This is a genomic window from Pseudooceanicola aestuariicola (assembly GCF_045763785.1).
GTDB lineage: Bacteria > Pseudomonadota > Alphaproteobacteria > Rhodobacterales > Rhodobacteraceae > Pseudooceanicola.
Map to the genome: position 1 here is coordinate 46,624 of NZ_JBJGSF010000010.1, position 14,387 is coordinate 61,010.

At 62.1% G+C, this 14,387-nt stretch carries 14 protein-coding genes and 1 pseudogene; 11 read left to right on the forward strand and 4 right to left on the reverse strand.

Going from position 1 to position 14,387, the window contains the following annotated elements; all coding sequences use genetic code 11:
• Positions 1 to 308: 308 nt before the first annotated feature.
• Complete coding sequence (locus tag ACI3GR_RS18900; protein ID WP_407496686.1) at positions 309 to 449, reverse strand: hypothetical protein; 141 nt, start codon at positions 447 to 449, stop codon at positions 309 to 311.
• Between the two features lie 351 nt (positions 450 to 800).
• Between ACI3GR_RS18900 and ACI3GR_RS18905 the strand changes: the two genes are divergently transcribed.
• Positions 801 to 2,456, forward strand: a complete 1,656-nt coding sequence (locus ACI3GR_RS18905) for a tetratricopeptide repeat protein (protein WP_407496688.1) — start codon at positions 801 to 803, stop codon at positions 2,454 to 2,456.
• A 95-nt stretch (positions 2,457 to 2,551) separates the two neighbouring features.
• On the opposite strand, the gene ACI3GR_RS18910 is transcribed toward ACI3GR_RS18905, so the two are convergent.
• From ACI3GR_RS18910 to ACI3GR_RS18920, 3 genes are read right to left on the reverse strand one after another with little or no spacing between them, the layout of a single operon-like run.
• Positions 2,552 to 3,208, reverse strand: coding sequence for a GntR family transcriptional regulator (locus tag ACI3GR_RS18910; RefSeq protein WP_407496689.1), 657 nt, complete (start codon positions 3,206 to 3,208; stop codon positions 2,552 to 2,554).
• Positions 3,209 to 3,259: 51 nt separating this feature from the next.
• On the reverse strand, positions 3,260 to 4,240 hold the full coding sequence (locus ACI3GR_RS18915; protein WP_407496691.1) for an aldo/keto reductase: 981 nt from the start codon (positions 4,238 to 4,240) through the stop codon (positions 3,260 to 3,262).
• A gap of 7 nt (positions 4,241 to 4,247) precedes the next feature.
• On the reverse strand, positions 4,248 to 4,961 hold the full coding sequence (locus tag ACI3GR_RS18920; RefSeq protein ID WP_407496693.1) for a GntR family transcriptional regulator: 714 nt from the start codon (positions 4,959 to 4,961) through the stop codon (positions 4,248 to 4,250).
• A gap of 156 nt (positions 4,962 to 5,117) precedes the next feature.
• Between ACI3GR_RS18920 and ACI3GR_RS18925 the strand changes: the two genes are divergently transcribed.
• The 10 genes and pseudogenes from ACI3GR_RS18925 to ACI3GR_RS18970 form a co-directional block, all read left to right on the forward strand.
• Positions 5,118 to 5,903, forward strand: coding sequence for an alpha/beta fold hydrolase (locus ACI3GR_RS18925; protein WP_407496695.1), 786 nt, complete (start codon positions 5,118 to 5,120; stop codon positions 5,901 to 5,903).
• Positions 5,904 to 5,915: 12 nt separating this feature from the next.
• Positions 5,916 to 6,308, forward strand: coding sequence for a carboxymuconolactone decarboxylase family protein (locus tag ACI3GR_RS18930; RefSeq protein WP_407496696.1), 393 nt, complete (start codon positions 5,916 to 5,918; stop codon positions 6,306 to 6,308).
• Positions 6,305 to 6,919, forward strand: coding sequence for an amino acid synthesis family protein (locus ACI3GR_RS18935; RefSeq protein WP_407496698.1), 615 nt, complete (start codon positions 6,305 to 6,307; stop codon positions 6,917 to 6,919). The genes ACI3GR_RS18930 and ACI3GR_RS18935 overlap by 4 nt, the downstream gene beginning before the upstream one ends.
• A 105-nt stretch (positions 6,920 to 7,024) precedes the next feature.
• A complete protein-coding gene (locus tag ACI3GR_RS18940; RefSeq protein ID WP_407496699.1) occupies positions 7,025 to 8,539 on the forward strand; it encodes an ABC transporter substrate-binding protein in 1,515 nt (504 codons plus the stop codon).
• 78 nt (positions 8,540 to 8,617) lie between these two features.
• A complete protein-coding gene (locus ACI3GR_RS18945; RefSeq protein ID WP_407496700.1) occupies positions 8,618 to 10,093 on the forward strand; it encodes an aldehyde dehydrogenase in 1,476 nt (491 codons plus the stop codon).
• 7 nt (positions 10,094 to 10,100) lie between these two features.
• Positions 10,101 to 11,042: an ABC transporter permease gene (locus ACI3GR_RS18950; RefSeq protein WP_407496701.1), complete on the forward strand. Its 942-nt coding sequence runs from the start codon at positions 10,101 to 10,103 to the stop codon at positions 11,040 to 11,042.
• Between the two features lie 10 nt (positions 11,043 to 11,052).
• Complete coding sequence (locus ACI3GR_RS18955; RefSeq protein WP_407496703.1) at positions 11,053 to 11,844, forward strand: ABC transporter permease; 792 nt, start codon at positions 11,053 to 11,055, stop codon at positions 11,842 to 11,844.
• Positions 11,845 to 11,869: 25 nt separating this feature from the next.
• On the forward strand, positions 11,870 to 13,633 hold the full coding sequence (locus ACI3GR_RS18960; protein WP_407496705.1) for a hypothetical protein: 1,764 nt from the start codon (positions 11,870 to 11,872) through the stop codon (positions 13,631 to 13,633).
• Positions 13,630 to 13,809: a hypothetical protein gene (locus ACI3GR_RS18965; protein ID WP_407496707.1), complete on the forward strand. Its 180-nt coding sequence runs from the start codon at positions 13,630 to 13,632 to the stop codon at positions 13,807 to 13,809. Before ACI3GR_RS18960 ends, ACI3GR_RS18965 begins: the two co-directional genes overlap by 4 nt.
• A gap of 39 nt (positions 13,810 to 13,848) precedes the next feature.
• Positions 13,849 to 14,387, forward strand: a pseudogene (locus ACI3GR_RS18970) (transposase); the annotation flags it as partial.

The following is a 14,387-nucleotide window of genomic DNA, read 5'->3' on the forward strand; positions in this document are numbered from 1 at the left end:
CGCGATGCCGGTGATGGACAGACCGGTCAGCGTTTGGCCCATCAGCTACCAGCCCGTAGGGCCGTCTTTGCGGGCACGACCGACCCGGACAAGGCGGTGGCTGTCGGGCCCAAATGGGCGCGCGGCTTCGCGTGAACGCCCAGGGGCTCGAACTGGCCGAGCAGAGGGCGTCCCGGCCGCGAAGAACCGTTCAACAGTTCTGGGATTGGCTGGTCCAAGAGGGCCGATTAGAAAGGCACCGCCGTATTCCCTAGACCTTCGGTGCCCCGCAACTGGGGCGAAGTGATGTGCCAGACGGGGCCGTCACGTTACGACTTGGCAGTGCCGCGCTTGCTTCCCGTCCTGCGCTGCGCAATCACCTCGCTGGCGCGGCTTCGGGCCTGGGCCAGTTCAGCTTTCAGTAATTCCTCGCCCCGATCGTCGGCGTAGCCGATCAGATCGTCAAGCACGTCCAAAACCCATTTAAGACCGCTGACGCTTCCGTCGGGGAAAGATCGTTCCCATCGTCGATTGTTTCGGTCCCCACGCTGAGTGTGGGTTTCGTTGTCGCCACCGCATCCGTTATCTGCCCGCATCATGTATCCTTTCAAGGCTCTGGGGCCATAAGACGGGTTCTGAGCCGCGCGAAAAGTGTTGGGGGGGTTACGAAGTGTTTCGCCCGCGTATGTAACAAGAGTCACGGTGCAAAATTGGCGATTATGCGGTGCCCGCCGGAATGAGCGATTGTTGCAACAACGTTAATGCGATAGGTGTAGCGGCCAGACACTGACCCTCCGTCACGCTGAAAGGTCCGACCGGGCATGAGACGTCGAAGATCAGCACCATCCGATGACCTGTCCGGGGAAGTCTCACGGATTTTGTCCAGCGAAGGCTTTGCCAAGTCCGCGGCGCTGTCCCAGCTTCTTGGCTTTTTGTCCGAACAGAACGCCAAGCCATCGGGCGGCCCGACCAGCGAATATGCGATTGCCCAAGACCTTTTGGGACGGGGCGCGGATTTCGACCCCAAAGCGGACCCGATTGTTCGTGTCCAGGCCCGGCGTCTGAGAGAGGCGCTGGACAGCTATTACGAAGAAAATCCCGGCCCCCTGCGGCTGAGGCTTCCCCCCCGCAGCTATGATCTGGAGCTGATCCGGGCGAATACCGGTCCGCGATGGCCGCGGTGGGTCAGACGGATCGGCCCGCCGGTTGGGGCCCTGATCGCGACCGTGATGATCGGCGCGGCGGGATATGCGACGTTCTTCCGGCAGGTGAACGATGCCTATCCGGTGATCAAGATCCTGTCGGTTCAGAACCTGACCGGCGACGACAGCCTTGGTCTTTTTGAGCAGGGGTTGCAGCGGCAGCTGGCCTCGGACCTTCAGAAATTCGGCCGGTTTCGCGTCTTGATTGCGTCGCAGAGCAGCCCGGCGATCCAGGAAGACTATACGCTTCGAAGCAGCCTGCTGGAACTGGATCAGGAATTGGACCTTGCCGTGCGGCTGGAGACGGGGGACGACGACGAGCTGGTCTATGGCGATCGTTTCCGCGGGCCGGTTCTGGGCCAAGACTATTACGAGACGATCCGCGCGATTTCCCGGACGATCTCGGGTCAGATCGCGGGGCAGGGCGGGCCGCTGGTTCGAAGAGAAGACGCATCGACCTCAGAGGTCGTCGTGCAGGAGGCATCGGTCATTCCGCGCATGGGCGTCGGGCGCGAGGTGTTTCGGTGTGTCGTCCTCAAGGACCGCTTTTTCGACAATTACGAGCCGGAAGAATTCGTCCGTGCCTATCGCTGTTTCGAGCGTGTGTTGTCCGACATCGGCAACGACCCTGTCGCGCTGACCAGCTGGGGCACCTTGATCGCCCACGCCGTGCCCGCGTTCAAACTGATGCAGACCGCCAAACTGCCCCCGGACATCCTGTGGGAAGAAGAGGCGGTCACCGAAACGGCACGTTCCATCGTCGAGCGGTTTCCCAATTCAGCCGACGCCTTCCTGCTGCTCGGGTCTGTTCAGAACGCTCAGGGCCGGCTGCGTGAGGCAGAGATATCCCTGCGGCAATCGGTAGAGCTGAACCCGGGCAACAGCACCGGACATGCGGTGTTGTCCTACCTCTACCTCTCTCAGGAACGGTTCACTGCGTCCATTGGGTCTGCCGAAGAAGCCATCAAGCTAAGCGCGGATCCGCAGAGCTTCATGTTCCTTCCCATTTTGGTCGCCTCCATCGCCCTGGGGGATGAGCGAAAGGCCATTGATGCGGGCAGGTCTTACACCCAGAAACGTACCGGCGATGTCGCGACGGTTGTGGAGTTGATCGTGGCCAGGCTGGAAAACGACCGTTCGGCGACCGACAGGCTGTCATCCCTGGTGCGTGAGATGTCCGATCCGGCCATGCATTTTGCCGTTTTTCTGAAGGGCGAACAAACCAAAGAGGCGCTTCAGCAGGTGTTGCCGGAAGTGGATTTCGACGCGATCTGACGATCACCCCCGGGGCGCGCGGTCACGCCGCTGTGTCAACCCCGGCGAACGGCGATCAGAACGCTGGCTTGCGACAAAAGTCTGAGGCTAAGAATTCAGTCGGCGTGTGACAATGCGGATTGTGCCGCCGCCATGACGTGATCATGGCTTAGCCGCTCGGCAGTGTCGGCGTCGCGGTTGCACATCGCTTCGACCAGTGCGGCCAGCTCGGCCAGGGACGCCTTGCGGCGTTCCTGACCGGCCAGCGACATCACCCGCAGCTGTGACACCCGAATGTGGATGCTGCGCAGCATCCGGACCGCTTCGGGATTGTCGCAGCCTTCCATGATCACGTCATAAAAGACGGTCTTCGCCTCGATCGCGCGGCGACCGTCGCCGGTTTCATAGGCGCGTGTGACGGCCTTGAAGGCGTCCTTGAGCCGACGAATATGATCGTCCGAGGCGGAACTGCAGAAGAGTTTGCAAATCAGGGCCTCTAGCGCGGCCCGCAGATCGAAGATGTTCTTTGCGGTCTTCGGTTCCAGCGGTGAAATGATAAGCCCGCGGTTCGGGATGCTGGTGACCAGCCCTTCGTTCTCAAGTTCGCGCAGGGCTTCGCGCAGCGAGGTGCGGGAAACGCCGATCCGTTCGCAAAGCACGCGTTCGACCAAACGTTCCCCCGGTTCCAGATCGCCATAAGCGATGGCCGTCCGGAGCGTGTCTGCGACCTGTTTCCACAGCGTCGGCGGTACCTGAACCCTCAAATCTCTCAAACCTGTGCACCTCTGACTGGCTTTTCACTCATCTCAACCTGCGCCCTTCGTTCAGTGCCCCGCGCCCGCGATGGGGCGGGGAACATACGCGGCGTCGATCCGCGCGATATCTTCTTTCGACAGCGCAAGGTCCAGCGAGGCGACCGCCTCGTCCAGTTGTTCGACGCTGGTGGCGCCAAAGATCGGGGCGGTCATGCCGGGGCGGGACAGGGTCCAGGCGATGGCCACCTGCGAAGCGCTGACGCCCATGTCCTGCGCGATGGTCGCGATCTGGGCCTGAACGGCAAAGTCGCCGTCTCTGTAATAGTATTTCTGCGTGTAGTCATCCGTTTCGGTGCGGGTGCTGTTCGTCCCGGCCGTTCGGCGATCGGCCGACAGAAAGCCCCGCGCCATCGGGCTGAACGGAATAAAGGCAATGCCTTCGTGGCGGCAGTAGGGCAGCAGCTCCCGTTCGCATTCCCGGTGCGCGGGATTGTATTCGCATTGCATGGAAATGAAGGCGGCCGAATGTCTGGCGTCCGCCCGCGCCCGGCACAGGGCCAGGGTCCAGGCGGGCAGGGTGGTCACGCCGACATAGCGCGCCTTGCCCGCTGCCACGATGTCGCCCATTGCGTCGACCAGTTCGTCCAGCTCACAGCTTGGATCCCAGATGTGGGTCTGAAACAGGTCGACGTGGTCGGTCTTGAGCCGGGTCAGGGAGTCGTCGATGGCCCGGAACAGATGCTTGCGCGAATAGCCCCGGCCATTCGGATGGGACGACATCGGGTTGCCGGCCTTGGTGGCCAGAACGAAACTGTCACGTGGCTGCCGCGCGACAAGCTCTTCGCCCAGAATGCGTTCGCTTTCGCCCCCAGAATAGAAATCGCAGGTGTCGAAAAAGTTGATGCCATGTTCGATGGCCCGGTCGATCACGGGCCGCGCGGCGGCCTGATCCAGCACCCAGCCCCGCCAGCTTTTCGAGCCAAAGCCCATTGCGCCAAGGCAAAGGCGGGACACCTTCAGGTTGCTTCGTCCAAGTTTCACATAGTCCATCAGTCTTTCAGTCCTTTTCAACGTCCGCTTCGGCGGTCATGGAGCCCAGCACGGTAATCGCAAATTCCGCCGAGCGTTCGACATAGGCGCGGATCAGGCTTTCCGCGCGGTCGGCGTCACGCTCTTCAAAGGCGCGCCGGATGTCGTCCAGTCGCCGCAGCGATTCCTGACGCCTGTCTGCCGGGGCGACCTTTGATGTGATCGTCCGCAGGTAGGTCACGCGCGTCCTAAGCAGACCGGCCATCTGCCGGGCGATGGAATTCTCGCCACCGCGTGTGATGATGTCGAAAACCTCGTCCAGGGCCTGGGCATGGGCGCGGGCCATGTCGGGTGTGTCCGAATTGCGCGCCCTTTTCACGGCTTCGATCAGATCATCAAGATCGTCCTGCGTCGCGCGTTCGACAAAAAGCCGCGCCATCGCTGATTCGAGGACCGCGCGGACCTCGTATATTTCGCGGGCTTCCGCGATCGTCAGCTTTGCGACATGCATTCCCTTGCCCGGTACGCGGGTCACCAGCTTTTCGGCTTCCAGCTGGGACAGCGCTTCGCGGATGCTGGTGCGGCTTACGCCGGTCTGGTCGGCAAGGCTGCGTTCAACCAGCTTCGTGCCGGGGGCGAAGACCTCGGTCAGGATCGCTTCGCGCAATATGTGAACCGTTTGATCGCGCAGGGTCGGCTTGTCTTCGATCAGCCAGTCCACCGGGTCTTGCCTGGTCTGCATGGGCTCTCCTCTTTCGTCATCAGACCGGCAGGTCGGTCGGATTGGACCATACCTGTTTCGGTTCCTGTGTGGAAAATTACGCAATTTCACGGCGGTTGACCAGTAGATTGTCTGTTGGTATACCAAGATTCAGAAAAGCAGCGCGAGGTTTGGCAGATGCGGACCGAAGATGGGACAATTTCTTTCGAAATTAGCGGGCAGGGCGTCCCGCTTGTCCTTGTCCACGGGGTCGGCGCCAACCTGCAAAGCTGGGACGGTGTCTGCGATGAGCTGAAGGATGACTTCACTCTGATTCGTTCGGATCTGCGGGGTCACGGCAATTCGGCGCAGATCGAGCCCCCCTATTCCGTCGACCGGTTCGCAGAGGACATCATCAAGGTCATGGATGCGGCCGGGGTGGAGCGCGCGCATCTTGCCGGTTTCTCGCTTGGTGGATTGATTGCGCAAAAGCTCGCCACCGCGTTTCCCGACAGATTTGACCGGATCGCGATCCTTGCAGCCGTCGCCGGACGCACCGAGGAAGAGCGCGCCAAGGTCGTCGCGCGCCTGAAGATGATTGAGGATGGCGGCATGCCTGCGATCACCGGTGCCGCGACTGACCGCTGGTTCACCGAGGACTTCGCGCGGCGCCACCCCGAGGTGATCAAGCGCCGCGTTGCCGAATTGGAGGCTGTTCACCTGCCGTCCTACATGGAGGCCTATCGCGTCTTCGGGACGACGGAGCTTATTGATACCTTGCACCGGATCGACCGTCCGACGCTGGTGCTGACCGGAGAGTTCGACCAGGGCTCGAACCCGAGGATGGCCCGCGACATGCATCAGCGCATCGCGGGGTCAGAGCTGGTGATCCTGCCGGGGCTGAAACACAGCATCCTTGTCGAAGCCTCCGACATCGTCGCCAGCCACCTGCGCGACTTCTTCACCCGGAATATGGATAATTGATGGAAAGACGAGATGGACGAAAATCTCTTTAACAAGGGGCTTGAGCGGCGCAAGGCGACGCTTGGGGCCGAGTACGTCGAAAACTCGCTTAGCCGGGCGACGGAGTTCTCCAAGGATTTTCAGGGTGTCGTCACCGAATATTGCTGGGGCCTTGGCTGGGGAGACGAAACGCTCGATCCCAAGACGCGCAGTATGCTCAACATCGTTATGCTGGCGGCCCTGAACCGTATGCATGAATGGGAGCTTCATTTGCGCGGTGCCGTGCGGAACGGTGTGAGCCGGGCAGAGCTGAAGGCGCTGATCACGCATCTGACAATTTATTGCGGTATCCCGGCCGGGGTGGAGTGCCACCGGATCGCCAACCGCGTCTTTGCCGAGCTTGATGCCGAAGGGGGCGCGTCTTGAACGATCCTGTCATCCGCAAGGTCGTCGATTACATCGAGGACACGATGGTCGAGGGCGGCCGCCCGGCGGCTACCCCGCTGCGAATGGGGGCCTGCGCCGCGGTGATCGTGAATCCCTGGGCCGGGCAGGGCTATGTCGAAGACCTCCAGCCCCAGATCTTTGCCCATGCCAAGGCCCTGGGCGATGTCCTGGTCCCGCGGCTTGTCGATCAGATGGGCGGGCCGGACAAAATCGAAGCCTTCGGCAAATGCGCCGTCACCGGAACCGCAGGTGAGGTCGAACATGCCGCCGGACTGATCCACACGCTGCATTTCGGGAATGTCTTCCGCATTGCCGCCGGGGGGAATTCCTTCCTGCCGTTCACCAACAAAAGGGCAGGGGCCGGGACGGCGCTGACCCTTCCGCTGACGCATAAGGACGAGGCCAAGAAAGGCACCCGTTCACATTTCCTGACGCTGGAATTTTCGATCCCGGATGCCCCGGCCGCTGACGAAATCGTCGTGGTGCTGGGCGCGGCCAGCGGGGGACGCCCGCACGCCCGCATCGGCGACCGGTTCAGCGATATGAAACTTATGGGAGTTGATCAGGCCGGACGCCCGCTGAGCGTCTGAAGAAATTGCCGGGCGGACCCCTCCGCCGGGCCAACAAGGGCAGAAAACTGCCAGCGAACCGAAACCTTTTTCAACAGGGAAATAACCATGAACAGAAGGCAATTGATGTCCGCAGTCAGCGGATTTGTCCTGGCCGCCGGCGTTGCGACCGGCGCCCTTGCCCAGAGCGATACACCCGCTCAGGGCGGCACCCTAAACGTCGGATTCATCAGCGATCTCAAAACGATGAACCCGCTGCAATCCACCCAGTGGACCGAACGGCAGATCCTGTTCCTTGTGTTCGACAAACTTGTCGAACTGAACCCGGATTTTTCGCTCAAGCCCGGTCTGGCCAAAAGCTGGGATTTTGAAAACGACGGCAAGCGCGTGGTGCTCCATCTGGAAACCGGCGTGACCTTCCATGATGGCACCCCGTTCAACGCAGAGGCCGTAAAGTGGAACCTGGAAACCCGTCTGAACCCCGATGCGGGCTCGTCTCAGCGGCGTCAGCTTGAAGGCGTGATCGAAAGCGTCGAGGTTGTGGATGACGCCACCGTCGCGATCAATCTGGTCAATCCTTATCCGCCGCTGCTGTCGCTGTTTGCAGACCGGGCCGGCCTGATGGCATCGCCCGCCGCCGCCGAGAAGTATGGCGAGGACGTGGGCTCCTACCCCGTGGGCACCGGGCCTTTCAAGATGGACGAATGGACCCGCGGCGCGACCCTGTCGCTAAGCCGGAACGAAGATTTCTGGCGGGATGGGCAGCCTTACCTCGACACGGTGACCTTCCATGACATCCCGTCGAATGTCGTTGGTATCCAGCGCATGATGATCGGAGAGCTGGACTACATCGGTCATATCACGCCGCTCGATTCCAAGCTCGCCCAGGCGAGCCCCGACATCGAACTGGTGCCGTCTGCGGGCGGGCAGTGGTATTCGCTGCAGTGGAAATGGGATGCAGAGCCGTTCAACAACCCTGACCTGCGCCGCGCCATCGCCCATGCGATCAACCGCGACCGCATCAACGAGATCATGTGGGAAGGCAATGGTGAGATTTCCGACGGCTTCACGCCCGCAGGCCTGTGGTGGACCCCCGGGGAGCTGGAGCATTACGAATACGATCCGGAGAAGTCCAAGCAGATCCTTGCGGATGCGGGCCTGTCGGGCGCCAGCCTTCAACTGGCCGCGCCCAGTGGTGACGCGCTGCGCCGTATTGCCGAACTGGCCCACGAAGATCTTCAGGCCGTTGGTCTGAACGTCGAACTGGCCCCGGTGCCGCAGAGCGAATACTACTCCAAGACCGTATCCGGCGAGATCCGGTTTACCCCGATGCGCTGGACTCAGCGGTCGGACCCGGATGGTCTGATCCAGTACCTCTTTGCATCGGACGGCACGGCCAACAGCACGAAATACGCGAATGCCGAGGTCGACAAGCTGATCTATGAGGCCCGCGTGATGACCGATCAGGCCGGACGCAAGGCGCTTTATGATCAGGCGCAGATGCAGATCTCCAAGGATCTGCCCTACATGCCGATCGGCTTTGCGAGCGAGTTCAGCGCCATGCGCACGGATGTCGAAGGCTATACGCCGATGCCCGACCTGATCCCGCGTTTCCGGACCTTCTGGAAAGACGCGGAATAAACCGGCTGGGGCCGCCCACGGGCGGCCCCTTGCCCGACAGGTACGCGGCCCGCCTGAATTAAGGAATCCAGCACGATCATGACCACCAGCTATCAGATGTACATCGCAGGCAAGTTCTGCGAGGCCGGGGACGGCCAGAGGTTCACTTCTGTTAATCCCGCAACCGAACAGGACTGGGCGAGTTTTCCCGAAGCGACCGCCGAAGATGTCGACCGGGCCGTAAAGGCGGCACATGCGGCTTTCACCACGGGTCCATGGTCGCGGATGAGTGCAAGAGAGCGGGGCAAGGTGCTTGGCCGCATCGCCCGAGAGCTTGAACTGGCCGGGCCGGACCTGTCATGGGCTGAAACGACGGATACTGGCAAATTGCTGCGAGAAACGCGCTGGCAGGCCGGGAACCTTGCTGAGATCTACGACTACTACGGCGGCCTCGCGGATAAGATCGAAGGCCAGCTTCCCCCCGTCGGACCGGCAGAACCCCTGTCGATGATCGTCCGGGAACCGCTTGGCGTCGTGGCGGCCATCGTTCCATGGAATTCGCAACTGCACCTGGCGGCCTTCAAGATCGCGCCCGCGCTGGCCGCGGGGAATACCATTGTTCTCAAACCCTCGGAAGAAGCCTCGGCGGCGGTTGTGGAATTCGCGCGGGTGATGGCGCGGGCCGGGCTTCCTGACGGTGTCTTTAACGTGGTCACCGGTGGCGCAAGACCCTGCGCCGAAACGCTGGTGTCGCACCCGCTGGTCCGGCGCGTTAGTTTCACCGGCGGGGTCGAGACGGCGCGCAAAGTCATCGCCGCCTCTGCCCGGAACATCGCGATGCTGTCGCTTGAGCTGGGGGGCAAATCCCCGGTGGTGGTTTATGATGACGCCGATATGGACAGCGTGACCAACGGCGTGACCTCGGCAATCTTTGCGGCCAGCGGTCAAAGCTGCGCGGCGGGATCGCGTCTGCTGGTGCAGGAAGGCGTTTACGACGAGGTCGTCGAACGGCTTGCGAGGCGGGCCAGCGAAATCGTCATCGGCGATCCGATGGACAAAGACACCCATATGGGACCACTGGCAACCGCCCGTCAGCGCGACCGGATCGAGGACCTTCTGGCGCAATCCGTCGGGGCCGGCGCAAAGATCGTCACCGGCGGCGGGCGTGCCGGACGGGATACGGGATATTTCTTTGAACCGACAATCGTCACCTGCGGCGATCAGGACTTACCCGTCGTGCGGAACGAATTGTTCGGCCCGGTCTTAAGCGTGCTCAGGTTCCGCGATGAGGAAGACGCGATCCGGCTGGCCCGGGACAGCGACTATGCCTTTGCGGGCGGTGTCTTCAGCCGTGATTTCGGCCGCGCCTACCGGACGGCACGGGCGATCCCGGCAGGGCGGTTCTGGATCAACACCTACAGGGTTACCAACTATGCGATGCCCTTTGGCGGATCGGGCAACAGCGGCTATGGCCGCGAAGGCGGCATCGACGCGATCCACGATTACACCCAGACCAAGGCGATTTTCGCGGACCTTTCCGGTGTGCCGGCCGCCGATCCCTTTGTAATGCGCTGAGGGTGCCATGATCCTGCTTGTCCTGTCTCGCATCGCCATCATGATCCCCAACCTGATCATTCTGACGCTGCTGCTTTTTGCGGCGACGACCTCGTTCCTTGGAACTCCGGCCGCCATCATGCTGGGCGAGGATGCCTCGCCCGAAACCATCGCCGAACTGAATGCCCGTCTCGGCTTTGATCAGCCGTTGATGGTGCGGTACTGGACCTGGATGACCGACGCGCTTGGCGGGGATTTCGGGCGCAGCTATTCGACCCAGCAGCAGGTGTCGGAAATGATCGCGGATGCGCTGCCCCTGACATTGGAGCTGGCGCTTTGGGCGATCTTCATCGCCTTTGTCGGGGCCGCGCTGGTCAATTCGGTGACGGTGTTCAAGGGCGTGGTCGACCGCCTGACTGCTGGCATCGGTGTCATCGGGATCACCGTCCCGAACTTCTTTCTGGGGCTGCTCTTCATCTACATCTTCTCGGTTCAGCTAAGGCTGCTTCCGACGACGGGCTGGTCGCCTTGGTCAGAGGGCGTACTGGAACACCTGCGCCATATGATCCTGCCCGTGATGACGCTGACCACCTTCTATTTCAGCTCGTTCAGCCTGGTCTACAAGGCCGAGTACAAGTCCGTTCAAAACAACCTCTTTGTCCGGGCTGCCCGCGCCAAAGGGCTGACCGAGACGCGGATTTCCTATCGCCACATCCTGCCCAACAGCATCCTGCCGCTGATCACCTACGCCGGGCTTTCGCTTGGTCAGCTGGTCGGTGGGGCTGTCGTGACCGAAACGGTGTTTTCGATGCCGGGCATGGGGCGGCTGCTGGTCAACGCGATTTCGGCCCGCGATTTCCCGGTGATGCTGGCGGTCGGGATGGTCATTATTGTGGGCGTCATGCTTTTGAACCTTCTGGCGGACCTGACCTATTCGCTGGTCAACCCGCTTGTGCGGCACAACGGGTAGGGGGCTGATCATGCGACGTCTGTCTCCTCGTCTGGCCATCGGTCTTATCCTCCTTGCGCTGATCAGTGTGGCGGCGATCCTTGCACCGTGGATCACGCCGTATTCCCCGGTCAAAACCTCCACCTCCGTTCTGGCCCCGCCCAGTCTGGACCACCTTCTGGGGACCGACCAGCTTGGCCGCGATGTGTTTTCGCGCATCATCTACGGCACACGGGTTTCGCTTCAGGTGGGGGCATCGGCTGCGGTTATCGCCGTTCTGATCGGCGCGCCGATCGGCCTGATCGCGGGGTTCTTCCGGGGGCGCATCGACTTTCTGATCGTCCAGCTGATCGACATCTTCATTGCACTGCCGGGGCTGGTCCTGGCGCTGATCATCACCGCGATGCTGGGGCCGTCGGTCGTTAATCTGGCGATCACGCTAGGGATCGTGACTGCGCCCACCGTCGCGCGGCTGGTCCGTGGTCAGGTCTTTGTCGTGCGCGAAACGCTGTTCGTCGAAGCCGCCCGGGCCACGGGCGCCGGATCCGCGTGGATCATCCGCAAGCACGTCATGCCAAACACGATGCGGGTCGTCTGGGCGCAGTTTGCGATCAACGTGTCGCTGGCGATCTTCACCTCGGCCAGCCTTAGTTTCCTGGGTCTTGGCGTTCCGCCGCCGGCGCCGGACTGGGGCGGCATGGTGCGTGACGGGTCGATGTTCCTGCCGATCCGCCCCGCGCTAAGCCTTGCGCCAGGCTTTGCCGTCGCGCTGACGGTTTTCACCTTCTACCTCATCGGATCGAGCATGAACGATGCCGACTGACAGTTTCGCAAAACAGGGGAGCCGAATGACAAATCACGATGTGACCGGCCCGGTCCTGCCAGCGTTCCTGGAAGACCGGCTGCGCGAAGCGACCGGCGGTGCCGACGCCGCGCAGCACGTCAAAGGGCTGATGCGCCCGGCAGAGACGCTGATGCGGGTTGACACGCTGAAGTGCTTCAAGGCCTCGCGGCTGAGTTTCGCGGACATGCTGTGCCGTCGCATGGTGCAGCAGCGCTGGCAGATCCGGCTGGTTTCGGGAGAGGTCGACGACACCTCGGCCGGAAAGTTCATCTACGAGATCGAGGCCGAAGGCTTCCGCATGACCTATATCGCCCGCGCCTATCCTTGGGACGGGATCGAAAAGCCGGGGCGGCGGGCAGACGGTGCCATGCGCGACATGTTCGGCGCGCTTTTTGTCAACGCGCCCGATGCGGCCCGGATCGAGCAGGAATTCGCGACCTTCGACGTGAAGGGCGATGGCGCCATGCGCACCAGTTCGGACGTGATCGGCTGGACGCCCGCCAACCGCAGCAGCCGCCATTTCGATGCGGTTGTCGACGCGCTTGCGGAAGGGCGGCAACCGGACGGCCCGCTAAGCTATCTGATGCGGAACGGTGGATTTCAGGCCAGCGGGCGCAACGGGTCCATTTCGTTCGAGGGCATTCCCGCCGACAACCCGCTGAGCCACCCGTTCTTTGCCGATATGTTCGCGATCTATCTGGTTCGGGTCTTTTCGATTGACCTTGCCAATGCCGTGGCCCGCCGGCGCAACCCCTCGGCGGCCCAGCTGGATCCGGCGCTGGCGCGAACACTTGGTATCGGAAACTCGTCCGGGCAGGGGATGTGTGTGGCGCTGCAACGCTGGCCGCACTGGGTCGCGACCTGGGTCGTCACGCGGGAGGTGGCGCTGGCCTATGCCAAAAGCCGCACCGTCACAGAGGCTGGCAAGGCGCAGCTGCGCAAGTTGCTCGCCGAAACGACAGAGGTGTATCGGACCGCCGATCCGCAGGTCGAGGAATATGTCCTTACCAACGACGAGATGATCGCGCATCTTGCCACGATTGACGGCTGGATTGGCGAACAGGCCTGCGACGGCGCGGACTGGACCGCGCTGGCGGACCGGGTTGCCAGGACATTCGGCGGCGAGACGCTGGAGCAGCTGCACTCGCTGCTACTGGAGCTGGTGCCTGATTTCTGCGATGCGATTGCGCCGTGGTTCCGGCAGGGGGCGCTGCGCCCCCGGCGCTACGATCCGCGCATGAAGGTCGGGGCCCTTCGCGACATCCTGCGCCGGACTTATGACTGGGCGCTTACCACCGACCGGACGCTTGCCGCGTCGCATCAGACCTTCTGGTATCATTCGGCCGATCACGGCGAACAGCGCCGGGGCGAACGCATCATCGACCCCCAAGAAGAGTTCGAGTCCTTTATTGACCATGTCGGGCTGATCCAGCGCCTTGCCTCTGCCCTGACGGCCTATGCTGACGATGCGCCGGTGGCCGACGTGGTGCTGGGCGCACCGGACCTGCATTTCGCGATCCGGCGGGTGCAGTATCTGGATGGTCTTCCTTATGCGGAAATCCGCGACAGCATCGCGCATCGCGACTTTCTGCCCGCAAACTTGATCCGCTTTTTCCTTGGCTCCCTGGGCATTCGGGGCGCCGTGCCGCTGTCCATGCGCTATGTGCGGGGCACCTTTTACCAGAACCAGCCCCTGCCAAACGAATTTCTTGACCCGCCCCAAGTGGCGGCGCGGGCCATGTCTCATGACACGGAGGTGCAGCTATGACCCTCACCGTCGCAATGGGCGAACTGACACGGGTTCTGCCGTGGTCGTTCCGGGCCCTTGGATATGCCTTCGGAACGGCGGACAGGGCCGCGCATGTCGTCGCCGGCGCCGCAGCCCTGGACCCTGCGGTCCTTGATGGGTTGGGACAGGCCGAAAACCTGGTCCTCCCCCACTGAAGTGGTCCACCGTTATGTTAAGGAAAACGGAGGGCCAAGATGGCTACGAAGAGACACAAGCCGGAAGAGATTGTCACGAAGCTGCGGCAGGTTGAAGTGCTTGTCGGGCAAGGCATGGCGCGGGTGGATGCGATCCGCGAGGTTCGCATTACTGAGCAGACCTATTATCGCTGGCGCAAGCAATACGGCGGTATGGGAACCGACCAACTCAGGGAACTGAAGCGCCTCCAGAAAGAGAATGAACGGTTGAGAAAAGCCGTTTCGGATCTGACTTTGGACAAGCTGATCCTGGCGGAGGCGGCAAAGGGAAACTTCTGAGCCCCGCTCGCCGCCGTGCCTGCATTGATCACGTTCGCACCCGGTTCCATCTGTCCGAGAGACGCGCCTGCCGTGTCTTGGGTCAGCACCGATCCACGCAGAGGAAGGTGCCGCAAGGCCGTGCCGATGAGGAGCGTCTGGTCGCGGACATGATCGAGCTGGCGCGGCGGTATGGCCGCTACGGCTATCGTCGGATCGCGGCTTTGCTGAGAGATGCGGGCTGGGAGGTGAACGACAAGCGGGTCGAGCGCCTATGGCGA